At 59.4% G+C, this 22,245-nt stretch carries 30 protein-coding genes; 18 read left to right on the top strand and 12 right to left on the bottom strand.

Annotation, left to right across the window (positions count from 1 at the left end; all coding sequences use genetic code 11):
- The first annotated feature begins 213 nt into the window (after nt 1-213).
- The 8 genes from BM346_RS10250 (at nt 214) to BM346_RS10215 (ending at nt 6,624) form a co-directional block, all read left to right on the top strand.
- Nucleotides 214-795 (top strand): exopolysaccharide biosynthesis protein, encoded by a 582-nt coding sequence (locus BM346_RS10250; protein ID WP_092011766.1) that lies wholly within the window; start codon nt 214-216, stop codon nt 793-795.
- A gap of 44 nt (nt 796-839) precedes the next feature.
- Nucleotides 840-1,976 (top strand): MFS transporter, encoded by a 1,137-nt coding sequence (locus BM346_RS10245; RefSeq protein WP_227662830.1) that lies wholly within the window; start codon nt 840-842, stop codon nt 1,974-1,976.
- Nucleotides 1,977-2,050: 74 nt separating this feature from the next.
- A complete protein-coding gene (locus tag BM346_RS10240; protein WP_092011763.1) occupies nt 2,051-2,254 on the top strand; it encodes a 2-hydroxymuconate tautomerase family protein in 204 nt (67 codons plus the stop codon).
- A gap of 12 nt (nt 2,255-2,266) precedes the next feature.
- Complete coding sequence (locus BM346_RS10235) at nt 2,267-3,301, top strand: sodium:calcium antiporter (RefSeq protein ID WP_092011761.1); 1,035 nt, start codon at nt 2,267-2,269, stop codon at nt 3,299-3,301.
- A 79-nt stretch (nt 3,302-3,380) separates the two neighbouring features.
- A complete protein-coding gene (locus BM346_RS10230; protein ID WP_092011758.1) occupies nt 3,381-3,893 on the top strand; it encodes a TIGR00645 family protein in 513 nt (170 codons plus the stop codon).
- A 168-nt stretch (nt 3,894-4,061) separates the two neighbouring features.
- Nucleotides 4,062-4,871, top strand: a complete 810-nt coding sequence (gene dkgB, locus BM346_RS10225) for a 2,5-didehydrogluconate reductase DkgB (protein WP_092011755.1) — start codon at nt 4,062-4,064, stop codon at nt 4,869-4,871.
- A gap of 229 nt (nt 4,872-5,100) precedes the next feature.
- Nucleotides 5,101-6,024, top strand: a complete 924-nt coding sequence (locus BM346_RS10220; RefSeq protein ID WP_167812602.1) for a glycosyltransferase family 2 protein — start codon at nt 5,101-5,103, stop codon at nt 6,022-6,024.
- A gap of 15 nt (nt 6,025-6,039) precedes the next feature.
- The gene (locus BM346_RS10215; protein WP_092011748.1) at nt 6,040-6,624 is read left to right on the top strand and encodes a gamma-glutamylcyclotransferase; all 585 of its coding nucleotides are present in this window, start codon (nt 6,040-6,042) and stop codon (nt 6,622-6,624) included.
- A gap of 9 nt (nt 6,625-6,633) precedes the next feature.
- On the opposite strand, the gene BM346_RS10210 is transcribed toward BM346_RS10215, so the two are convergent.
- Together BM346_RS10210 and BM346_RS10205 are read right to left on the bottom strand one after the other, a co-directional pair.
- Complete coding sequence (locus BM346_RS10210; RefSeq protein ID WP_092011744.1) at nt 6,634-8,343, bottom strand: methyl-accepting chemotaxis protein; 1,710 nt, start codon at nt 8,341-8,343, stop codon at nt 6,634-6,636.
- 156 nt (nt 8,344-8,499) lie between these two features.
- Nucleotides 8,500-9,606 carry a DUF2855 family protein gene (locus BM346_RS10205; protein ID WP_092013584.1) on the bottom strand — a complete coding sequence of 369 codons (1,107 nt, stop codon included), beginning with the start codon at nt 9,604-9,606 and terminating at the stop codon, nt 8,500-8,502.
- 87 nt (nt 9,607-9,693) lie between these two features.
- Between BM346_RS10205 and BM346_RS10200 the strand changes: the two genes are divergently transcribed.
- Complete coding sequence (locus BM346_RS10200; protein ID WP_092011741.1) at nt 9,694-10,347, top strand: TetR/AcrR family transcriptional regulator; 654 nt, start codon at nt 9,694-9,696, stop codon at nt 10,345-10,347.
- Here the strand turns inward: BM346_RS10200 and BM346_RS10195 are convergent, their stop codons facing one another.
- The gene (locus BM346_RS10195) at nt 10,348-10,647 is read right to left on the bottom strand and encodes a PNPOx family protein (protein ID WP_092011738.1); all 300 of its coding nucleotides are present in this window, start codon (nt 10,645-10,647) and stop codon (nt 10,348-10,350) included.
- Nucleotides 10,648-10,718: 71 nt separating this feature from the next.
- Between BM346_RS10195 and BM346_RS10190 the strand changes: the two genes are divergently transcribed.
- A complete protein-coding gene (locus tag BM346_RS10190; RefSeq protein ID WP_092011735.1) occupies nt 10,719-10,997 on the top strand; it encodes a YebG family protein in 279 nt (92 codons plus the stop codon).
- 18 nt (nt 10,998-11,015) lie between these two features.
- Here the strand turns inward: BM346_RS10190 and BM346_RS10185 are convergent, their stop codons facing one another.
- Entirely contained in the window at nt 11,016-11,348 is a 333-nt protein-coding gene (locus BM346_RS10185) for an SMR family transporter (RefSeq protein WP_092011732.1), read from the bottom strand.
- 95 nt (nt 11,349-11,443) lie between these two features.
- Nucleotides 11,444-12,112 (bottom strand): DNA-3-methyladenine glycosylase I, encoded by a 669-nt coding sequence (locus BM346_RS10180; RefSeq protein ID WP_092011729.1) that lies wholly within the window; start codon nt 12,110-12,112, stop codon nt 11,444-11,446.
- 139 nt (nt 12,113-12,251) lie between these two features.
- On the opposite strand from BM346_RS10180, the gene BM346_RS10175 reads away from it, so the two are divergent.
- The 3 genes from BM346_RS10175 to BM346_RS10165 all read left to right on the top strand — a co-directional run bounded on the left by BM346_RS10175 (nt 12,252) and on the right by BM346_RS10165 (nt 13,464).
- Nucleotides 12,252-12,689: a nucleoside deaminase gene (locus BM346_RS10175; RefSeq protein WP_092011726.1), complete on the top strand. Its 438-nt coding sequence runs from the start codon at nt 12,252-12,254 to the stop codon at nt 12,687-12,689.
- Nucleotides 12,690-12,697: 8 nt separating this feature from the next.
- Nucleotides 12,698-13,078 (top strand): hypothetical protein, encoded by a 381-nt coding sequence (locus BM346_RS10170; protein ID WP_092011723.1) that lies wholly within the window; start codon nt 12,698-12,700, stop codon nt 13,076-13,078.
- 122 nt (nt 13,079-13,200) lie between these two features.
- Entirely contained in the window at nt 13,201-13,464 is a 264-nt protein-coding gene (locus tag BM346_RS10165; protein WP_092011720.1) for a DUF6506 family protein, read from the top strand.
- 76 nt (nt 13,465-13,540) lie between these two features.
- Here BM346_RS10165 and BM346_RS10160 read toward each other — a convergent pair whose 3' ends face one another.
- The 3 genes from BM346_RS10160 to BM346_RS10150 form a co-directional block, all read right to left on the bottom strand.
- A complete protein-coding gene (locus BM346_RS10160) occupies nt 13,541-14,068 on the bottom strand; it encodes a cytochrome b (protein WP_167812603.1) in 528 nt (175 codons plus the stop codon).
- A 165-nt stretch (nt 14,069-14,233) separates the two neighbouring features.
- Nucleotides 14,234-14,611, bottom strand: a complete 378-nt coding sequence (locus BM346_RS10155; protein ID WP_092011714.1) for a nuclear transport factor 2 family protein — start codon at nt 14,609-14,611, stop codon at nt 14,234-14,236.
- 101 nt (nt 14,612-14,712) lie between these two features.
- Nucleotides 14,713-14,979, bottom strand: a complete 267-nt coding sequence (locus tag BM346_RS10150; protein ID WP_092011711.1) for a DksA/TraR family C4-type zinc finger protein — start codon at nt 14,977-14,979, stop codon at nt 14,713-14,715.
- A gap of 74 nt (nt 14,980-15,053) precedes the next feature.
- Here BM346_RS10150 and BM346_RS10145 point away from each other — a divergent pair, with 74 nt between their 5' ends.
- Together BM346_RS10145 and BM346_RS10140 are read left to right on the top strand one after the other, a co-directional pair.
- A complete protein-coding gene (locus tag BM346_RS10145) occupies nt 15,054-15,776 on the top strand; it encodes an ABC transporter ATP-binding protein (RefSeq protein ID WP_092013582.1) in 723 nt (240 codons plus the stop codon).
- Nucleotides 15,776-16,567: an ABC transporter permease gene (locus BM346_RS10140; protein ID WP_092011708.1), complete on the top strand. Its 792-nt coding sequence runs from the start codon at nt 15,776-15,778 to the stop codon at nt 16,565-16,567. The genes BM346_RS10145 and BM346_RS10140 overlap by 1 nt, the downstream gene beginning before the upstream one ends.
- Before the next feature lie 33 nt (nt 16,568-16,600).
- Here the strand turns inward: BM346_RS10140 and BM346_RS10135 are convergent, their stop codons facing one another.
- Entirely contained in the window at nt 16,601-17,509 is a 909-nt protein-coding gene (locus BM346_RS10135) for a haloalkane dehalogenase (protein ID WP_092011705.1), read from the bottom strand.
- Between the two features lie 436 nt (nt 17,510-17,945).
- Here BM346_RS10135 and BM346_RS10130 point away from each other — a divergent pair, with 436 nt between their 5' ends.
- Nucleotides 17,946-18,152 carry a cold-shock protein gene (locus tag BM346_RS10130; protein ID WP_092011702.1) on the top strand — a complete coding sequence of 69 codons (207 nt, stop codon included), beginning with the start codon at nt 17,946-17,948 and terminating at the stop codon, nt 18,150-18,152.
- Between the two features lie 131 nt (nt 18,153-18,283).
- On the opposite strand, the gene BM346_RS18390 is transcribed toward BM346_RS10130, so the two are convergent.
- Nucleotides 18,284-19,837: an NAD(P)H-dependent oxidoreductase gene (locus BM346_RS18390; protein ID WP_206675669.1), complete on the bottom strand. Its 1,554-nt coding sequence runs from the start codon at nt 19,835-19,837 to the stop codon at nt 18,284-18,286.
- A gap of 80 nt (nt 19,838-19,917) precedes the next feature.
- The gene (locus BM346_RS10120; RefSeq protein WP_092011699.1) at nt 19,918-20,847 is read right to left on the bottom strand and encodes a formate/nitrite transporter family protein; all 930 of its coding nucleotides are present in this window, start codon (nt 20,845-20,847) and stop codon (nt 19,918-19,920) included.
- Nucleotides 20,848-21,179: 332 nt separating this feature from the next.
- Here BM346_RS10120 and BM346_RS10115 point away from each other — a divergent pair, with 332 nt between their 5' ends.
- Both BM346_RS10115 and BM346_RS10110 read left to right on the top strand, forming a co-directional pair.
- Complete coding sequence (locus BM346_RS10115; RefSeq protein WP_092011696.1) at nt 21,180-21,431, top strand: type II toxin-antitoxin system Phd/YefM family antitoxin; 252 nt, start codon at nt 21,180-21,182, stop codon at nt 21,429-21,431.
- A complete protein-coding gene (locus BM346_RS10110) occupies nt 21,428-21,682 on the top strand; it encodes a Txe/YoeB family addiction module toxin (protein WP_092011693.1) in 255 nt (84 codons plus the stop codon). The genes BM346_RS10115 and BM346_RS10110 overlap by 4 nt, the downstream gene beginning before the upstream one ends.
- A 64-nt stretch (nt 21,683-21,746) precedes the next feature.
- On the opposite strand, the gene BM346_RS10105 is transcribed toward BM346_RS10110, so the two are convergent.
- On the bottom strand, nt 21,747-22,118 hold the full coding sequence (locus tag BM346_RS10105; protein WP_320083300.1) for a helix-turn-helix domain-containing protein: 372 nt from the start codon (nt 22,116-22,118) through the stop codon (nt 21,747-21,749).
- Between the last annotated feature and the right edge of the window lie 127 nt (nt 22,119-22,245).

Genomic DNA, 22,245 nt, shown 5'->3' with positions numbered 1-22,245 from the left:
CCGATATAGAAAATAGATACAGCCGTTATGAAGCGCTGCGCATTCGACAGCTGAACAGGCTAAGCTAATGGCCTGGAAACCGTGTTCCGGTCCTATGGGTCGGAGCTTTCGGACAAGTCACAGTCAGCTGTTTTTGCCCGCGCTGGAGGGGGTTATCGTAAAGCACATGCGCCAAATGGAAATCAGAAGGCATACAGTGGCGGAGCGCGCTCGATGAGTGATCCCGCCAATCTTCAGCAGGTACTGGACCGGATCGTCCGGACCACGACAGAGCAACCGTGGGTCAGGCTGGGCACCATCATGGATACGGTGGGGAGCCGCTCCTTTGGTCCGGTGCTGGTGATTGTGGGGGTTCTGCTGATGTCTCCCATCAGCGGCATTCCCGGGGTCCCCACCCTGAGCGGTCTCCTGATCCTGTTTGTTTCCGCACAGATGCTGGTGCTGGGTCCCGGTTACTGGCTGCCTGGCTGGATGATGAATCGCACCCTGCCCGCCGAAAAGCTGCACCGCGGCATCCGCTTTCTGTTACCCGCCGCGAGATTTATCGATGCACGACTCCATCCCAGGCTGGTTCCGGTGGTTCGAGGCCCGGGCAGTTACCTGATCAGCGCTGTCTGTGTGGTGATCGCCGCCTTCATGCCCCTCATGGAAGTCATTCCCTTTTCAGCCAGTGCTGCCGGTTTTGCCCTGGCGGTGTTTGGTCTGGCCATGATCTCCCTGGATGGCCTGCTGGCTCTTCTCGGCCTGGTTTTCACGTTTACCGTCGCCGGCCTCATCGTGATCAATTTCCTGTGATTTCTCCCGGCCCATCAAAGCCCCTGCCGAACCAGCGCCCTGCCTTGATCATCATTGTGATGGCGCAGTTTTTTGGCACCTCGCTGTGGTTCACCCCCAATGCGGTGATGCCCGGTCTGATGGCATCCTGGGGCGTTGGTCCCGCCGAGGTCGCCCGGTTAACAGGTGCGGTGCAGCTGGGGTTCATACTGGGCACCCTGATCTTTGCGATCTCCGGCCTGGCGGACCGCTGGCGGGCCAGCCGGATTTTCCTGGTGTGCGCGCTGGCGGGTGCCGTCACCAACGGTCTGTTCGTGCTCTCGCCGGGAGCAGGGGCAGGCCTGATCTGGCGCTTCCTGACCGGCCTGTGCCTGGCCGGTATCTATCCGATCGGCATGAAGCTGGTGGCCAGCTGGGCGCCGGAAAAGAAGGGCCTTGCCCTGGGCTGGCTGGTGGGCATGCTTACCCTGGGCACGGCCTTTCCTCATCTGATGCGGGGCTTGAGCACAGGGTGGAACTGGCAACCGGTCGTTCTGTCCTCCTCTGTGCTCGCTGTGGTCGCGGGGTTGATGGTGGCGCGTCTTGGAGACGGTCCCAGCCTCCCGGCCAGCGGCCATTTCAACTGGGGCGGGGTAGTGAGATCCTTTCGCTCGCCACGCTTCCGGGCGGCGGCCCTGGGCTATTTCGGCCATATGTGGGAGCTTTATGCGGTGTGGGCCCTGGCGCCCCTGCTGGTGGCGGCCAGCCTGCCGGGCAAGGATGGCGACCCCGCACTGATCTCTCTGGCCAGCTTCCTGTTTATTGCCTCCGGCGCTGTTGGTTGTGTCCTTGGGGGCATGGTCAGCCGAAGGATCGGCAGTGCCCGGGTTGCTTTCATTGCTCTGTCGGTGTCGGGACTGATGTGCCTGCTCTGGCCCTGGCTCGGATCCGCCCCGGCCTGGCTTTCGATGCTTCTGCTGATGGTCTGGGGCATGGCTGTGATCGCCGATTCGCCCCAGTTCTCGGCCCTCGCGGCGGAGTCGGCACCGAGCGAATCCGTGGGCAGCTCCCTGGCCATCATGAACAGTGTGGGCTTCCTGCTCACCGTGTTCGCGATCGAGCTGACAGCGCGCCTCTGGTTGTCGCTGGGGACCGGTGTGACCTGGCTGCTGGTGATCGGTCCGGTGCTGGGTCTGATGGCCCTGCGCCCGGTCTGTCGCTAAAGGCTGTCGTTGCCTATCGGTCGGCTTCGCGGCAGGATGGAGGCACTGTTCACTTTTTCCAAGGACTCAATGCCATGCCTTACGTCAACATCAAGATTACCGACGAGAATGTATCTTCCGAGGACAAGAAGGCCCTGATCGAAGGGGCGACGAGGCTACTGCAGGATGTGCTGGGCAAGAACCCCGCTACCACCGTGGTGGTCATTGATGAAGTGAATACTGACAACTGGGGTATCGCCGGCGAGCAGGTCACCCATCGGCGGAAACGGGGCCAGTAAGGCCCCTTATTCATGTTTTTGCTGGAGCCGGAAGGGTGGAGCCTGGGCCAGGCGCTGATAGCGTTTGCCCTGTGTGCTGTTGTCATTGCCCTGGCGGGAACCCGTATTACCGGAGTGGTGGATCAGCTGGCGGACCGCACGGGTATTGGCGAGGCCGCTGCCGGCGCTGTACTGCTGGGCGCGGCCACCTCTCTCGGTGGTTCTGTACTGTCGGTTACCGCAGCCTGGAAGGGACACCCTGAACTTGCGGTCAGTAACGCCGTGGGCGGCATCGCTGTGCAGACATTCTTCCTGGCGGTGGCGGACATGGTCTACCGCCGCGCCAACCTGGAACATGCGGCGGCCTCCGCCCCCAACATGATGCAGAACGGATTGCTGATCTGCCTGCTGGCGGTGATCCTGCTTGCGCCCATGCTGCCCGACGTGACCTTCTGGGGCATCCATCCGGTCACGCCTGTACTGTTCGGCTTTTACATTTACGGCGTGCGCCTGGTGCAGGGGGCATCGAAGGAGCCCATGTGGAAACCGACAATCACGGGGGAGACCCGTGAGGATGCGCCGGACGATACCACCCTCATGCCGGCGGTATCCCGCTTATGGATCGAGTTCGTTATCCTCATGCTGATTCTCGGTCTGGCGGGCTGGGCACTTGAGCCGTCGGCAACCACCATCTCCCGTGAAACCGCGCTCAGTCAGACGGTGGTTGGTGTGATGCTCACGGCTATCAGTACCAGCATCCCCGAGCTGGTGACCTCGCTGGCGGCCGTGCGGCGGGGTGCGCTGACCCTGGCTGTGGGGGGGATCATTGGCGGTAATGCCTTCGACACCCTTTTCACGGCAGCCTCCGACCTGGCCTATCGGGATGGCTCGGTTTACCACGCCATGAGTGAGGATGCCCTGTTCTGGGTGGCGCTGACCGTGTTGATGCATGGCATTCTGATGATGGGACTCATTCGACGTGAACGCCAGGGGCCCGGCCGGATTGGTGCGGAAAGTGTCGCCATCCTCGTACTTTATCTGACTGGTGTGTTCCTCCTGTTGCGCTAACATGAGCGAACGATGGCCAGGCGATGATAGCCTGGCCTGCGGCACACCGGTTGCCGATGTGTTTCCCGAAGGAGAATCTATGGAGCGTTTCGAGAAAACCCTGGAAATGGCGATCTTCAACAGCCGCTGGTTACTGGCCCCGTTTTTCGTGGGCCTGATCCTGGCGATCGTGGTCCTGCTGGTCAAGTTCATGAAAGAGCTGGCCTCCCTGGTGGCAGGCATATGGACCGCCGGGGAATACGACACGGTCATTTCCATTCTGACACTGGTGGACACGGCCCTCATTGCCAGTCTGTTGCTGATCATCATTTTCAGCGGCTATGAAAACTTTGTTTCCAAAATCGGGGTCAGTGGACACGAGGACCGGCCAGCCTGGATGGGCAAGGTGGGTTTCGCCGATCTCAAGCTGAAGCTGATCGGCGCCATCGTTGCCATCTCCGCCGTGGAGTTGCTCAAGGCTTTCCTGGTGAGCGAGCAGTACACCAATGAGCAGCTGGGGTGGAAAGTGGGTATTCACTTTACCTTCGTGCTGTCCGGTGTGTTTTTCGCCATTACGGACTGGATTTCCGAGTCCCGCAAAAAAGCCCATTGATTGGCAGATGGCCTCCCGGGACCGCTCGGGCACGTTATACTGTCTGGAATTCTTCCATTCTGCAGACCATCAGCCTTGCCATGACGAGGCCATCGCCCGTTTTTGAATCCACACAGAGCGGATCGGGCATTATCGTCGTAAGCAGGGGTTCAGCGACAGGAGGACATTATGGCTTTTGACGCATTACCACCCATCGGCATGGGAACCTTCCGACTCAAGGGCGAAGAAGCCCGGGAAGCGGTCCGTAGCGCCTTGTCACTGGGGTATCGCCACATCGACACAGCCCAGATGTACGAGAATGAAGCAGCGGTGGGCGACGGTATCACTTCCAGCGGAATCCCTCGCCGGGACATTTTCATCACCACCAAAGTCTGGTTCGACAACCTCCGTTCCAGTGACCTGATCAACAGCCTGCAGAGAAGCCTGCAACTGCTGAAGACCGATCATGTCGACCTTGCCCTGATCCACTGGCCGTCTCCAGGTGACGAAGTGCCCATGGAGGAATACCTCGGTGCACTGAAGGATGCCCGTCGGGAGGGCCTGACCGACCACATCGGAATTTCCAACTTCACCTGCCCACAGATGGATCAGGCTCGTGAAATCCTGGGGGACACCCCGATTCTCACCAATCAGGTGGAAGTACACCCGTTCATGGCCAATCGCAAAGTCGTGGAGCATGCGCAAAAACTGGGTCTCACCGTGACCGGCTATATGCCCCTGGCGGTGGGGCGGGTAATGGAAGACGAGACGCTGCAGCGGATCGCAAGGTCGCGCCACGTAACGCCCGCGCAGATCGCCATCGCCTGGAGTGCAACCCGGGGTGTGATACCCATCCCCTCGTCAACGCGGCCAAAGCATCAGACTGCCAATCTTGACGCCCTGAAGTTGCGGCTGACCGATGACGAAATGCGGGAAATCGATGCCCTTGACCGTGGCGACCGCATCGCCGACCCGGACTTCGCCCCGGACTGGGACTGAGCGCTGGCCATTCCGGACAGTGAGGTAGCGGCGACTGTGCACGACGTTCCGGAGCGAGGGCGGGGCGACCTTGGGGGGTAAAACCTGAGCATTTCCGGGCGCCCGGAATTTGGTGTATTGTCGATGTACTGGTAGCAGAAGGGTAAAAAGCTGAGGTTCAGTACCTGGCACGACTTGCACGTCTTACCCCGGGGACGGAGCGGTGTAGTTGATGCGCAGAGGGAGCAGTATGCAGTATCCAGGACGAGTATCAGTAGTTATTCCCGTCTACAACGGAGAGCAATACGTAGCGCAGGCCATAGACAGCGTGCTGGACCAGACCTATGGCGATGTCGAGCTGCTTGTGGTCAACGACGGCTCAACGGACCGGACCATGCAGGTTCTCAGTCGTTATGGTGACCGGATCAAAGTGGTATCCATAAACAATCAGGGGTTATCGGTTGCCCGGAATGTCGGGATTCTGGAAGCCTCTGGAGAGTTCATTGCGCTGCTGGATGACGACGATGTCTGGCACCCGGAAAAGCTTTCCATTCAGACATCGTTGATGAAGCAGAATCCCGACTGGGTCGTGGTCTGCAATGAACGGGTCAAGTTTCAGGAGGAGGAAGAGATTCGGTTCGAAGCCATCCGGTGCCCTGTGTCACACCGATCATTGTCGAACTACGATATTCTTCACCGGAACCCGGTCCACTGTTCGTCTGCCCTGGTCCGTAAGAGCGTCTGGTCCAGAGCCCGACTTTTCGTGCCGCATCTGGGCGGGGCGGCGGAAGATACGGAAATGTGGGCACGGCTGACCCGATACGGGAAAGTCATGCTCTGTAGCCCGCATTTGACCCACATGCGGGACCATCCTGCCAATACCACCAAAACCCACGCATACCGCAAACGCCGCCTGGATTCCCTTGAATTCATGAGGGAGACATGGTCGGACGATGAGCGGGCCATGAAAATCGTGGCAACGAACCTCAGGGGCAGCAGCGTGGCGTTCGCCTACGAGGCGGCCGACAGGGGCGAGTTCTCTCTGGCCAGTCGGCACTTCTTCAGGGCGTACTGCCTCAATCCAAAGAGCATCAAGTGGCTGGTGAAAAGCCTTGCCTGTCGCCTGCCGGTGCGATTCTTCCAGGGGACTTTCTCGCGGATGGACCCGTCCTGAGGGAGGTTACCGACGATGGCACTCGATACCACAGCCCTGAACCGTGAGCGCCACAGGCTCGATCACCTCGAGGATGTCTGGCTGTTCGGATACGGTTCACTGATATACAAGGTGGATTTTCCTTTCCTTGAACGCCGGCCGGCGAGCATTCAGGGCTGGGGCCGGCGCTTCTGGCAGGGATCTCATGACCACCGGGGCACGCCGGAATCTCCAGGACGGGTGGCGACCCTGACTGAGTCGCCGGGTGAGGTCTGTTTCGGCATGGCATACCGTGTCTCGCCGGTCACCTTCGAACATCTGGATCACCGTGAGAAGAACGGCTACCTCCGGTTCTTCATCCCAATGACCTTCGACAACGGTGACCATGCCGATGGGTTGGTCTATGTGGCGGGATCCGACAACGCTGCCTTTCTCGGCCCGGCTCCCCTGCAGGAAATGGCGAAGCACATAGCCCGGTCCGGGGGCCCCAGCGGCGCCAATGCGGACTACCTGCTGCAGCTGGCGAGGGCGCTGGAGGCGCTCGGCGCCAGAGATGATCATGTGTTCGCACTGGCGCACCGGGTGGAATGTCTTCTCGCGGGCACCGGGGCCAGGGTCTGATGACCGGCCCTATTCAATGCCCAGAACTGTTGCCGGCAGGCCGATGAACAGGCCGCCCCAATAACGGCCATCCGGCGCAATGGGCACCGACAGGTTGAACATCACCTCGCCCGTGTCGCGGATATAGCTCTGCAACTTGAACCGACCCATATGGGGGATGTCCCGGGTCTGGAAGAAGCGCATGTGCCGGCTCTTCTGCAGATCCACTTCCGGATTGCCGGAAGGCGGATGAGAAAGCTCGCTGCGATGAATGGCCACATAGCCCTTATTGTCCAGGGGAAGGCAGTAGAGTGCGCCGTCGTTCTCACGGGCCCACTCGTCGATGAGGTGCTGGCAGGCCTGCTGGAAAGGCCTCGCGTAGCTGACATCGAACTTCTGCGGATTGGTGCCAGGAATGGGCTTGTGGTTGCGGTCGAACATGTTGACGCCCTTCGCCACCAGTTTGGCGATTTCCGCCTCAATGACATCCCGCCGGGCCTCCACCTTTTCCAGGGTGGCCTCCAGCTGGCCACGGCCGATGCGGAACTGACAGAGCTTGTGGAGCGTCTCATCCGCTGAATCAACCAGGTCGCTGGTCTGGGTGTCGGCATGCTGCATGTTCTCGCGGATCTTCTGGCCCAGGGAGCGGATCTCAGTGCTGCGTTCGTGCACGTCCCGGTTCACCACCGACAGCTCTTCCACCGCGGAGCTGATCTGCAGCAGGTCACCATGGGCAGTCTCGAAGTCCCGGATCATATTCTGGAAGTGCTCCGAGGATGACTCCACGGATGCCTGGACCTTTTCAGCCTGGGACATCATCGCACTGGTACCGTTGGCGGTGCGTTCCACCACCTTGCCCATCTTGCCGATCAGCCCGCCGATCTGATCCGCGGCGCCGCCAACCTTGCCTGCCAGAGTGCGGACTTCATCCGCCACCACCGCGAAACCGCGACCCTGTTCGCCGGCGCGCGCCGCCTCGATCGCCGCGTTGAGCGCGAGCATGTTGGTCTGGTCGGAAAACTCCTGCACCGTCGCCAGAATGGTGCTGATGTTGTCGGACGTGCTGTGAAGCTCACCGACGGTACTCTGGAACTCCTGCATCATGGTGCTCACCTCGGCGATCAGCCGGGCGGCCTCCTGGAGTTCGGTGGAGGAGTTGCGGCCCACTTCAAGATTCCGGGAGTTGGCGTCGGCAATGGTGGCGGTGCGCCGGGCCAGTTCCTGGATGGCGTTGGACGACTCCTCGCTTGAGCTGAAAATGGTTTCCGAATAGGACTCCTGCCGTGCCGCGTCCTGGGCAGCCTCTTCGGTCAGCTTGCGGCCCCGTGCGGCGGACAGGGACACTCCGATAGTCTGGGTGCGCAGCTCCTCCAGGGTCGTCCGCAGGCGTTCAATGAACTGGTTGAACTGTTCCGCAGTCTCGTCCCCCTCCCGTTCCCTGGGGAGTTCACGGGAAAGGTCACCCTGATCCTCGTTGATTCCCCGCAACACGGTCACCAGTGCCCGCTGCCCCCCGGATTCCCCCTTCCGCAGACGCAGCAGCATCATGGCAACGCCGGCAATACCCAGGGCCACGGCAATCCACTTCAGGGCACCATCGGACTGGGTATACAGGAGAATGGCGGTAATGACCTGAAGTGCGCCCCACAGAAGGGCGTTCCAGGAAAGGCTCGGTTTCCCACCGGCCGGAAGCGCGGTATGGGCCTGATCAGCGTGTTGCACCATTGGTTCGGCGGGCATGGTGTATAACCTTCTTTTTTGGCGGTGCCATCGCCCGGTTGGTGATGGCTACTCTGTTGTTAACGGCGGCAGTCCCCGAGTCTAGAGCCGAACCAGCCAAAAAACCGTTTCTGAGTGTAACCCGTGATGCCGGACCTCTGGTTCCTTGGGCGACGGTCAGCCCGGAATCACCACGTGGCCTTCCCGTGGCTCCACCTTGCCATCCACCAGGTTGCGGATCAGCATCTGCGCCCCCGGTAGCCCACGATGTTCAGTTATCTCGATCCAGGGATTATCCGGCCCTTTTACGTGCTTGATGAATGCCAGCTGGGCCTCATTGAACCGGCGGGTGACTTCTGCGGGGCCCCAGTCAGTGTTGCGCTTGCGAATCTGGTTCGGTGCGAAATAGGTCCTGGGCTCCGGACCGGGCAGCTCTTCCCCCTGGGTGCTGATATGATCATGACTGTGGGCGGAGCCGGCATAACAATCGTGAACCAGAGTCTCCTTCAAGTGGTGGTGTATGCGTGACCGAAGACCCGCATTACCTGAAAAGTCCACATAGAGAGTGGGAACCGACGGATCCAGTTCTTCCACGCTGTCATACCCCTCCACGGCGTCATAGGCACCAAGACCTTCCACAAAAGCCCGGTTGCCCGCCGAGGTAAGCCCGACCACTTCCAGGTCATCACGTTTCTGCAGGCAGAAAACCGTGCCATAGGCGGTCTTGCTGGAGGCGCTGGATACCAGAATCCGCCGGGCACCAAAGAAACGATTGTCTTCCAGGAAATCCGCCAGCATGAACGAGGTTATGAAAAGGGGCCGCAGCAGCATCTGGTAGTTTTCGTCCTCAGCCCGGTAGGCCGCATCGGTGGTGATTCGTTGGTACTGGTTGTAGGCCGAGGTCAGCTCCTGGCGGTGGGGGGTTCCGTCGTAGAATCCCCGCTCCGTCACCCGGACCGGCTCCATTACCACGTGGGTGGCCACGGGCCAGAAACCGTAGAAGCGTTCACCTTCCTCAACGCCCTCCACATCGGAGAACATCACATCGGCAAAGCCCCACGCAGGCATCTGACCCCAGGCGGCTTCGCCGGTGGGGTAGAAGTCCCAGTAGCGCAGGTGAGGGGTATCGCCAAAGGCGGCATAGGTAATGTTGTTGGTGGTGACGGCCAGGCGCCGGATCCTCAGCAGGATCTGACCCTGCTCCAGGGGCTGGTCGGCCTGTGGTGTGATGTGAGTGTGGCCCAGGTCCCTGCGATTGGTGAGAAGCCTCTGGATGTCGGTCATGATTTTCATCCTTAATCCGTTATAGTGAGCGGTTACTGTCGTTAGACGATTTTATGCTCACGCTGGCCACAACGGGTTCGGATTACCATGCGCCGCTCATCGACTCACCTCACGCCCCGGGCGAGACCGCTCAAACGGCCCAGGCAGGCCCGGGCCCGCTTCACGGTTCAGGCCATTTACGATGCCTATGTTCGGATTTGGCAGCGGGATGGATGGGAAGGGCTCACCACCCGCAAGGTGGCCCTGGAGACAGGCATCGCGGTAGGCACCCTTTACGACTACTTTCCCAGTAAGGAAGCGCTTCATTCCGGCTATGTCCGACACTGCATCGAGCGCTTGCTGGAAAAGGTGGAACAGAGAGTGGTGGCGCCGGAATCCCTCGACTCCAGGGTCCGGCTTCACCGGCTGATCCGGCTGCTGGGGGGCCTGGACCGGGACCAGCCCTCCTGGTTCCATCCGGACATGATGCGGCTTGAACCCCTGGTGGCGGACCGGAAATACCAGCAGCGGGCTTACGGGGAATTACTGGCCATGTGGCGCCGGGTACTGGCGGCCTGTACCGACCTGCCAAGACCGGCGACGCCGGAAACCGTGGAAGCGCTACACCTCGCGGTCTGGGGCGGACGACGCTACGCCCTGCAGGTGGGACTGGAGGAGGAGCGCATGGTCCGCTGGGCGGAGGAAACCGAGCGCATGTGTCTGCTCATGCTCGGACTGACCTCCGTGGAAACGCCGGCCTGATCAGATGTCAGTCCGGTACCGCTGGGCAACGCCGGCGTCGATGTCGGCAATGATATCCCCGGACAGGCCCTGATTGTTGGCGATCTCCGCACCGAAAGAGACCTTGATGGGCGCTTGTTGGGCGTCCTGTGACCAGGCGCCGCTGCGGATCAGCGCCTTGCCGCAATGGAAATAGCTGCTGGTCACCGCCACCCGGGTAACAAGCAGGGACTGCTGGGACTGGGACGAGAGTGCCTTGTTCAGCTCCGGGTCATGGATCAGTTCGGGAATGCCGTGAACCCGCAGCGGATATCGACACACATTGTAGGCTTCAGATTAATACTGTAAATTAATACAGTATTAATCATTCACGAAAACTGCGAGGCACTCCCATGGCGGTACAAGCAGTCTACTTCTCCGATAAGGATGGGCTGGACATGGCACTGAAGCACCCCGAAACCCTGTTGTTCACCAACAAGGCCGATGCGGACGCCCGCGACCGGATACTGGAACTCTCCGAGGAGATCCGGGAGTTCCTCACCCGCAAGGTGGAAGGCCTGGATGAAGAAACGGCGGACCGGTGTGCGCTGGCCATCGCGGAGAACAAGGATCTGTTCCAGAAGGCTCTCAAGAAGCCGCAACTACTGAACGAGGAAGCGGCTGAGAACTGATGGCACGAGCGCCGTGGCTCAGTGGCCGCCAGCGCTGGAAAGAAGGTTGATCACGGCAACGCCAGCCACGATCAGGGCCATCCCGACAATGGCGGCTGCATCCATCTTCTGGCCAAAGGCCAGCCAGCCCACCACCGTAATCAGCACCACCCCGAGCCCCGCCCAGATGGCATAGGCGACACCGACGGGAATGACTTTCAGGGTCAGGGCCAGAAAATAGAAGGCCACTGAATAGCCGACCACCACGACCACCGATGGCCACAGACGGGTAAAACCCTCACTGCCCTTGAGGGCCGAGGTGCCGATCACTTCAGCAATAATGGCAATGCCAAGAAACAGCCAGTATTTCAATGAGTGCCTCCAGTGCAACACTGCGGAATGTCGGGGGTTGTCGGGTCATGCCGAACTGGCGTGGCGCTTTGGGGAACCGGGTAGCTTTACTAATGTTAGCGCTCAATGCTGCAAGACGCGATCCTTGAAAGGTGGCTATAAGGCAGGCCCGTTTCCCGGTGCCACTGGTTAAAGGCCGCCTGGGCCTGTAGCAGGGCCTTTTTGGTGCCTGGTGTCGCATCCATCAGCCCTTCCAGGCGGAGCACGGCGATCACATCCTGAGAAAGAATAAAGCCGTCCCAACCCACCATCCGCAGGAAGTACTGGGCGGTGTTGCCCCCCAGCCGGGCACCGTGGCGCTTAAGCCAAAGCAGTAGCCCGGCCTGGTCTTCCGAGGGCCACTGGGTCAGCATGATGCCAAAACTGCCATATTCTTCCGCTGCCTGGACGATCATGCGGGCGTTCTCCGGCACGGTGCGGATCTTCTGCAGGTTACGGACGATGCGCTCATCCCCCGCCAGGTTTTCCAACACCTCCGGCGGTACCTGCTGCCAGTACAGAGGCACAAAACCGTCAAACGCCGCCTCGAACCCTGGCCATTTATTATCTATCACCCGCCAGACGAATCCTGCCCGGAACACGCACCGGGTGATCTCAGCCAGATAGCGGTCGTCGCCCAGGTCCATCAGTTCATCAGGTTTGGCCAGTCGGGGCAGCAGAGCGTTCAGCTCGGCGATACCGCCTTTGCGCGCCACAGCCCGTTCGTGAATGCTCGCAAAACTCATGATATGCCCTCCTCGCGGGACAGTAACAGCCACAGCGGCCGACGGCCATACCGTAATTCCCCATCACCCCGCAGGCCCGTGCGGAAGGTGACCCGCGACTGTGCTATCTTCGAAGTACCACACTCGCTAAGGAGACAGCATGGACCGATTCATGGAGCTGGCAATGGCGGAGGCCGAGAAGGGCGCGTCGGAAGGTGGCATCCCCATCGGCTCGGTTCTTGTGTGTGATGGCCTGGTGCTGGGTTCCGGGCGGAATCAGCGAGTCCAGTCCGGCAGTGCCATCCGCCACGGTGAAATGGACGCCCTGGAGAACGCTGGACGGCAGCCCGCCGAGGTTTATGGGCGGTCAACTCTCTACACCACCCTGTCACCCTGCGCCATGTGCAGCGGCGCGATTCTCCTGTACGGCATTCCCCGCGTGATCATCGGCGAAAACCGGACCTTTCAGGGCGAGGAACATCTGCTCGAAAGCCGCGGCGTTGAGCTGAAGGTTCTGAACGACCCCGCTTGCATCGATATGATGAAGCGCTTTATCCGCGACAATCCCGAACTCTGGAATGAAGATATCGGGGTATAGAGGCTGACATGACAAGAAACAATGTACTACAGGATATTATCGCCTACCTGCTTGTGTTTGGCGGCCTCTCGGTGGTCATACTCATCATCCACCTGTTTTCGGGCACAGCCCATGGCCTTGTCGGCAATTTACTGGCCACGATCCTGGCCGCGTTCTACCTGGTCTGGTACCGATGGCAGAGCCGGGTTCCCGGAATGCCGGGAAGAGTTGGCTTTTCGCTGCTCGCCGGCCTCTGCGCCATCGTCTTCCTGATCATCCTGCAGCTGTTGGCGCCGCTCATTCCCAATCAGGAGTACGCACCCGTGCAGGGCTACCAGGCCCTGGTTGTCTTTTTGCTTAACGCCGGCGCCTTTGCGGGCGTGACCTGGCTGAAAATCCGCTACCGTTAGTGAACCGGTTACCGGCGCCCGTCGGGCTGGCAGACTTTGCTGGTTGAAGCCGTCGGGGGCGAGGTCAAATCGGACGCTTCGGTGGAAGCACTCACTCACCATCGGATGGAGTATCCATAACCATGGCAGAGCACAAGCATCTCGCGTTTCTCATACTGGTTCCGACCGTGGGCAGCAATGCAGTCAGTACCCAGTCAGGGGAGGGCTTCACCCTGAGCCTGGCGACCGTGGATAATCTGGTTTCTGCAAAGCAGCTCGCCAGTGACCTGCGGGATCAGGGCGTTCACGCCATTGAGCTGAGCGCCGCTTTCGGGGAGAACGGGTTGGCGGCGATCCGGGCTGTTGTCGGAGATAACATCGACCTGGGCCTGGTCCGCTACGAGTGATGAACATCGGTCCTCGGGGCTCTCTGAAGCCCTGCTGCACGCACGGCTTCTTCTCGGAGCTGACCCGGGCTAAACATCACATATCCGCTGGCGTTTCCTGAGGCGAGTTGGTGGCATAGTGGCGAATTGCGCCAATAAAATGCAGTACCAACAGGACTGGAAGAACATATAGCCCGATATTCAAATGAAGCCACTCCATGGGCTCGTGAATCATTGACAGGCTTTCCAGCGGAAGACAGAGAGAAAACCAGCCAAATACATTCATGCATTCGTTTTCGGTAAACAGATACATCGGTCCCGTAATTACCTGAATAGTAAGCAGAATCAGTATCAGCCTGTGAGCCGCATAAGCGGCCCAGCGCTCTAAGGCAGTTTTTCCCACATTTCGGGGAAACCCTTCATATATCCTGAATAACACTCGCCAGATGATAAATATCAGGACAAAAAAGCCCAGGGAAATATGAACCCCAAGCACATAGTTCTCAACGGTTTCTGACGGCGCTGCTGCCGCTGCGAAGCCGAGCGCAAGCATGACAACCACAAGAAGTGCGGTCACCCAGTGGTTAATGGTGGAAACTGAAGAGTAACGGTTCCGATCAGACATTAGGTCCCCCTTGGTCATTAGCCCTATGATAGGAGTTAGCCTGATTTATGGGGTATTACAAATGACGAATTGCAATATTGCATTATTTTCCCTCCCGGATGGCCAGCGGCCCACCCGGGAAAGGAGGAAGCCTTAAACGAATATGCGTCCCGGTTTTCTGTTGTCTCAGTGGGCTGAAGGCAGATTGCCTCCCAGCATGTTTTCGACCACTGCCGCATTGTAGAAGGCTTCGACTGTCTGTATTTTGTCGTTCCGGACCCGAAACCAGACCGCAAGCCGCACATCCCCGATTGGTTCGAAGTTGGTCCGGTAATCCAGGACCGCGAAGACATGCTCCCCTTCGGCACTGAGCTGACGAAGTATCAGGTCTTTCTGAATGGCAGCCATTCCGAATTGATAGGACATCATGTCATCGGGGCTGAGGAAGCGCATGTTCGGCCCCACATATTCAAACCCCTCAGCAACCAGCAGGGCCTTTGCCTCGTCAAATCGCTGGGCATGGATATCAGCAATGAATTGCGCCACGATATCTTTTGGCTGCATGTACAGACTCCATTTATGGATAAAATCGATCAGGCCAGGTTTTCAGTGTCGGGAACGACTCCTGGCTGCGGGTATCAAGGCAGGACAAACGTTAGCTCCGGCTAGCGGAGTTGGCTGTCCTTGCTGCCACGGCGGTTGATTCCGCTTGAAGAGGTCTGCTTCTTCTCGAGAGCGGATTGACACGCAACGCAAAACTGAACCCCGGGAATCGCCTTGCGGCGCTCTTCCGGGATAGCGGAACCACACTCTTCGCAATAGCGGGCACTCTCGCCCCTAGCCAACTGGCTCCGCGCCCGTTGAACGCCCTCATCAACGCTCGCATCAATCTGATCCTGAACGGCACCATCCCGTGACCAGCCACCAGCCATAGAATTCTCCAGCCCTTGAACCCAAGTGTAAGCTTGGCACCAAAACCGGCCCAAGCCCAGTGAACATCGTGCCCATGAACGGACGTGACCGGCGATTTACCCCGATCGATGCACGAATTGGCTTTAGGGCGATTCGTGTGCATCATGGCATCCAATACCCAATCGGACCAGACCCTGAGGAAGCCCTGCCGTTGCGTCCCGACCATACACTTCGCCTGGAGAACGTCACCATCGGTGAACTGGAGCAGGTATCCCTTACCATCGCTTCAGCGGAAGTGGTCTGCCTGTCCGGCATTTCCGGAAGTGGCAAAAGCCGACTGCTCAGGGCGGTTGCCGACCTTGAGGACCACGGCGGGCGGGTATTTCTGGGCGATATCGAACAGTCGCAAATAGCCGCCCATGAATGGCGCCGCCGGGTCATGCTCGTGCCATCAGAAAGCCAGTGGTGGTCGGAGCGGGTAGGGGATCATTTCCCCGATAAGGCGGAGGTTTCCGGATTGTCGGAGCTGGGATTTGATCGCCAGGTCATGGCCTGGTCCGTGAGCCGCCTGTCCTCCGGTGAAAAACAGCGACTGGCCCTTCTTCGCGCTCTGGCGGCTGCCCCTCAGGCCCTGCTGCTTGATGAACCTACCGCCAACCTGGACCCGGAAACAACCGAAACCGTTGAGCGATGGCTGGGTTCTGAGATCCGTGAACGCAACATGCCGGTCATCTGGGTCGCCCACGACGCCGGGCAGATCCGTCGTCTGGCAGACCGGGCCTTCTATCTGAACGGCCACGTCCTGGAGGCGCGCTGATGGAAGTGATAGACCTTGCCTGGTGGAAGCTGGCCCTCGCAGCGGTGCTCCTGCTGCTGCTCGCACTATGCAGCCACCTGTCGCGACTGGGCATTACCAGAAGTCTGCTCATTGCCGGCACCCGCACAGCGGTTCAGCTGTTTCTTATAGGCCTGATCCTTGAGGCGCTGTTTGCCGCCGCGGACCTGGTCTGGATTGTTCTGATGGCTTTCGTGATGCTGCTGGTGGCGGGGCGGGAAGTCATGGCGCGGCAGGAACGGCGGCTATCCGGGGGCTGGGCCTTCGGGATCGGGACCGGCGCCATGTTCCTTTCGTCCTTCACGGTGACGATACTGACCCTTACTGTCGTCATCGGTCCTCAGCCCTGGTACTCACCCCAGTATGCAATTCCCCTGCTGGGTATGATGCTGGGCAACACCATGACCGGCGTCGCCCTGAGTCTGGACCGTCTTACCGAATCCGTCTGGCGCCAGCGTGCGGTGATCGAGAACCGCCTGATGATGGGGCAGACCTGGCGGGAGGCGGTGGGCGATATTCGTCGTGACGCCATGCGGGGCGGGATGATCCCCTCCATCAACGCCATGGCGGCGGCGGGTATCGTCAGCCTCCCGGGTATGATGACCGGCCAGATCCTTGCCGGAAGTCCCCCGGCTGTTGCCGTGAAATATCAGATTCTGGTGATGTTCACCATCACCGTGGGCACTGGTTTCGGAGCCCTGATGGCCGTTTCGGTGGGAAGCCGCCGCCTGTTCGACACCCGCGAGCGCCTGCGCCTGGATCGGCTGGTCTGAAAACCCTTTCCAGCCGATCATGCCGAAACCTGCTCACCGGGACTTATCCAGAAACCGAACCACAACCTCCGCCAGGGTTTCCCCCTGGTCTTCCTGCAGGAAGTGACCACCTTGCTCGATCGTGACGTGATCCTGTCCCTGGGCTCCGGGTATGGCCTTCTGTAGGAACCTGTCCGCACCCCGGGTCACGGGGTCGGAGTCACTGAATGCCGTCAGGAAGGGCTTCTGCCATTGGCCGAGTACCTTCCAGGCCTGCCGGTTGGCCTCGGCGGCGGGGTCATCGGGGGTGGTCGGAACCAGGATGGGGAACTGACGGGCACCTTCCTTGAAACTCTCATCCGGAAATGGGGCGTTGTAGGCGTCCATGACTTCCTGCGGCAGCGGGGTCACGGTACCGCCCTTGATCACGCCGGCAATGTGGAACTCCGGGGTTTCCTGGGAGAAGCGCTGCCATTTCTTGAAGGCGGCCCCCGGGTCTTTGTCGCCGGTCGGCAGGAAGGTGTTGGCGGCAACCACGGAGGCAAAGCGGTCCGGGTTCTCTCCCACCAGGCGAAGGCCCAGCAGTCCACCCCAGTCCTGGCACACAAGATGGATGTCCTGCAGATCGAGCTGATCCAGGAAGGACTGCATCCAGCCCATGTGACGTGCGTAGGTATAGTCCTTACGATCCGCTGGTTTATCGGACCGGCCGAAGCCGATCAGGTCCGGTGCGATCGCACGGTAGCCGGCGGCGGTGATGATGGGGATCATCTTACGGTACAGGTAGCACCAGGAGGGCTCGCCATGCATCAGCAGGACAATCGGCCCGTCCTGCGGACCCTCGTCCAGGTAGTGCATCCGCAGTTCGCCACCTTCGAAATCGTCCACGTTCAGGTAATGGGGCTGGTAGTCGAAACCGGCCAGGTTCTGGAAACGGCTGTCAGGGGTCCGCAGGGCTTTCATCGGTGCTCCTTGTTGTTGTCGTTGGAATCGGGCGGGTGCATACGCCGGTTTGCCGGGTCCGGGTAACGGACGGCTTCGGTACTTCCGCCGGGTTCATTGCATCGCCGCAGGCTTCAATATACCAACTGGCAGGGGATATGCCACATGGCATGCCGGCGAGCCATCCGATTGCTTACCTCCGGTCGCGTTTTGAGAGGCTGGGTAATCCCCCGGTATGTACCTACCGAAAAAACATTAGGTAACCAGGGGGATATGGGGTACTGTGTGCGGGTAGAAAAGATCTGTTACGAACTTCAAGAATACGACGCTTCTCTGGTTATTACTGGTAGTGCCCGTCCTGTTTTCGAGTCTTCAAATTTTTTCCGCACACCGCTGACCGGCCATCATTCCGATGCACTGGCGGCAACCAAAATGATTGATCTCAGGATATCTTTATATGTCTAACACCACCGGTACTGTTAAGTTTTTCAACGAAGCAAAAGGCTTTGGTTTCATCACGCGTGAAAGCGGCCCGGACGTCTTCGTTCACTTCAGCGCCATCCAGAGCAGCGGCTTCAAAACCCTGGCAGAAGGCCAGCAGGTTGAGTTCAGCGTTACCCAGGGCCAGAAAGGCCCGCAGGCGGAAAATGTTGTCGCTATCTAAATAGCAGACCGCATGACCAGAAAGGCAGCTTCGGCTGCCTTTTTTGTTGTTTTAAAGTCGTGGCGAGACGGAAACAGCCATGATTCGGCCGGCCATTCCCTCTTCTTTGGGAAGTGCCTGTCCGGCTTCAGTTATAGCAGTCGCAGTAGTGGAACCAGCCCGAACCACACCGTGTAGCCAAGTGAGGCGACCATCAGCCCATCAATACGCCCCGGCGCCCGGTCAGTGCGGAAATGCTGGTACAACAACCACGTCAGCATAGCGGCATGGGGGACCACCAGCCAGCCAATGCCACTGTAGGCGCCACCTGCCAGTCCCCAGGCCTGCCATGCCAGTGCAGCTGCACAGGAGAGCAGGACGAAGAAGATCGCGATACCCAGCGCATTCCTGAATCCAAAGCGTACCGCCAGAGTGCGCTTGGACGCCAGGGCATCCGCCTCCAGATCCGGTATGCCTGACAGGGTAATGGAGGGCAATATCCCCAACAACATCGGCACGCTCAGGAGCCATGGCGTGGGATCGCTCCAGGCCCCGCCCAGAAACACATAGCCGCACAGCAGCACGCCGATACTGTGGGTAACCGCCACATCCAACTCCCCCAGGCCACGATAGCTGAGCTTCAGTGGCGGTGCGGTATAGCCGATGGCCAGCACGGTCAGGGCGCCAAGCACCACGATCATGGCGACCGGAGCCGCCGTGGATAGCGCCAGCAGCCAGATTATGCTGGCCAACAACCCCAACAGCGCAACACCAATCCCGGTCTTTACCTCCCGCTGGCTCAGCGAACCGTCAACCAACACGCGCGATCCGCCGGTGAAGGCGTTGTAGTAGGAGTTGCGCTGATCCGAGGGCAGATCGACCAGCTCATTGACCAGCACCGTTGCCACCTCCAGCAGGAAAAGGCAGAGGTAGCCGACCCAGAACACCGACGTCCCGAGCACTGAGCTGCCGGGGGAGGCCGCAAGAGCGCCGATGGTATAGGCCACCCACGACATGGGATAGAACTGCAGTCGCAGGCTCCGCAACCAGGCGCCGGTTTTGTGTTGCAGCCGTTCCATCGGTGTTATTCGCCCCTGCTCCAGCTTGCGGCCCTGTTGTTCGGCGCGCCCGAGCCAGGCCTCGCGTTGGTTCGCGCTGGCGTTCTTGACGGAGCCAAACACCAGCGAACGCACCGGGCGTATGCCACAGAAGCCCAGGGTTGCGCGGGCCAGAGCATTTTTGCCGGGTTGCCGGTACAGCAGCCGATGCACAAGCGGGGGCGTATCCATGGTGGTGATCAGCTGGGCGGAACGGCCTTGCAACAGCCCTTCATAGCCGATGCCCCCTTCGCAGGTCCTGAAGGCAAAGCCTGGCGCCATCAGCCGGTCCAGAAAGCCCTTGAGCAGGGCGGGGGCTCCTCCCCACCAGGTGGGGTAAACGATTACCAGGTGATCCGCCCAGAGAAAGAGCTCCCGGGCCCTGCAGAGGTCGTCTTCAAGGGGCTGATCGTTGGGGGAGGGCATGTGCAGGTGTGAATCGAAATCCAGTCCTGCCAGGTCCAGCCTGCGCAGTTGCACCCCCGCCGCGCGCGAGCCCCGGCAGAAGGCCTCAGCCAGGGCCGCGCAAAAGCTGTCCGTGCGGGGATGTCCCAGAATGACCAGCACGTTTATGGGCTGCTCAGTCGGCTTGAATCTGTCAGTCAGCATGATGTTCGTCCTGAACACTGTCCAATGGTCTTAGGCGACTGCTCCCGTTATGCATGGCATCGAGATCGAGACTGCGCCACTCACATTTCCTCATGAACCTGGCCATAGGCCAGCATCGCGAACAAACCGGTGCCGCCGATAATATTGCCGATGAGTACCGGTGAAATATGATCGATAAAGGCGGTAAAGATATTCATTTCACCAGTGAGCACCAGAGTGAAAATTTCGTTTGACCCGGCAATCACATGGGTAAAGCCACCCGCCGCGATCAGCCAGGTGAACATGACAATAACCAGCACTTCGGATCCCTTCGCCGAAGGCAGTATCCACACCAGAGCGGCTATGAAAAACCCTGATGGAATCCCCCGCAAAAGCGCCTCGGCTGGGGTCAGCGAGGCCAGGTGATGCGACATATCCAGGATAGCCGCGAGTGTGTCCCCGGGAAGAATACCCCCATGAACGCCGATGAGGGCAGTGACAAACGTGCCACTCAGATTCGCTGCAAGCACAATCCCCCATAGGCGCGCCGTGCAAGAGAATCCGTTGCGCGTCGGCTTGGCCAGCAACGGCAGCACGACGGTGATGGTGTTCTCGGTGAACAGTTGCAGCCGGCACAGGATCACGAGGACAAACCCGAACGAGTAACCCAGGCTCTCAATCAACGTCCGGTAGGGATCTGGCTCCAGATTGGAGCGGATAACAGCCTCGGCGAGGATCGAGGTGGAAATCCCGATCCCCGCTGCCACACCAGACCACCAGAGAGACATTGCCGGGCGTCGCAGTTCCGCTTCGCCTTCGCGATGGATAATGGAGTACAGAGTCAGTGAAGTCAGACCGCCATGGTCGGCGACGGTATTACGTTCCTTGCGGGTCAGTGACTTTTCGCTGGACGTCGGTGTCTGCTCCCGGGATTCCCGATCCTGAGCCTTGGCCCGGGACGCTTGATCGTCTGCGGCCTCCTTGGCTTTTTTTTCGGAGGAGATATCCCGATCGGTTTCCCTGTCGCTCATTCAGCTGTCCTTTAGCCATATGGAAACGCTGGTGTTGCTGCAAGACCGAGCCTGCCGGAACGTTGTCTTCGGTAATGATGATAGCTTAGATACTCTCTTCGGACACAGGCAGGCCGGAGAATGGGTGGGGCAAGGAGGGAATGGGGACAGGTACCGGACAGGCTTTTTCTTAGGTGTCCTTTATCATGGGTAACTCGGAAACATAACGCTTGGCTCACGCGCCGGTTTGGAGCCGCGAAGCGGCGGAAAATCGGTCGCTGTGCAGCCGATTGTTAAATCCTTTGGCGTACGGTATCCTGATCATGACCAACATCCTGTACAGGAGCAGCCTTATGGATGCCATCAGCTACACAGCCGCCAGAACCAATCTGGCAAAAACCATGGAGCAGGTCTGTGAGGACCATTCCCCTGTGATCATCACCCGGAGCAAGTCGCAGTCCGTGGTAATGATCTCCCTTGAGGACTACGAAGCGCTGCAAGAAACTGCATACCTTCTGCGCGCACCAAAAAACGCCCGGCGTTTGATGGAATCCGTCGCCGAACTGGAGCAAGACGGTGGTCAAGAAAAGGAACTTCTTGAATGAAACTCATCTTCTCCGAGAACGCCTGGGAAGACTATCTGTACTGGCAAAAAACCGACAAAAAGATCCTTAACCGGATCAACAAGCTGATCAAAGAGAGCAAGCAAGAACCGTTCAAAGGCGTTGGTAAACCGGAGCCGCTCAAGCACAGCCTCGCTGGTTACTGGTCTCGCCGAATCAATGAGGAACACCGTATGGTGTATAAGGTCACGGATGACGCCTTACTTATCGCACAGGTTCGATATCACTACTGATTTAACGCTGCCAGCATGCGCGCCAACGGAGCGCAGCGTAGTTGGCGTCCCGTTGACCACCTTGTTACCCCCTGAGTTCGAGGTCTTCCCGAATAACCTCCGGATGGCGAAACGCAATCTCGATGAGCGCCTTTGCCGGGCCGGAAGGTTTACGCCGCCCCTGCTCCCATTCCTGCAACGTACGTGGAGAAATATGGAGTACCTCGGCAAACTCTCGCTGCGTGAGGCCAGTTCTGCCACGCGCTTCTGCGACCTCGTTTGGCTCCACACGACTGACGCGCGCAGCGTTGCCAGCTTTCATCTCTTTAACAGACTGAAGCAGCTTGTTGCCAAGCTCCTCAGCACTCAGAGTCTCATTACTCATTTTCCAATACCTCACGATCGACTTCAGGATATGCGCGGGTATGTTCTCCTTGACGGCCCTCTTGTAGATCACCAACAACCAGATCTCACCATTTGCCAATCTGGTGAAGTAGATAACTCCGCTCCACCACGCTTCCCTGAACCCGCCACCGACCAGCGAACCTTTCTACATCCACCGCTACCTGGAATGGGATCGCCAA

It is taken from the genome of Marinobacter daqiaonensis (assembly GCF_900115285.1).
Lineage (GTDB): Bacteria > Pseudomonadota > Gammaproteobacteria > Pseudomonadales > Oleiphilaceae > Marinobacter > Marinobacter daqiaonensis.
Note: the sequence above shows the minus strand (reverse complement) of the source record. Positions and strands in the feature narration are given on the sequence as shown.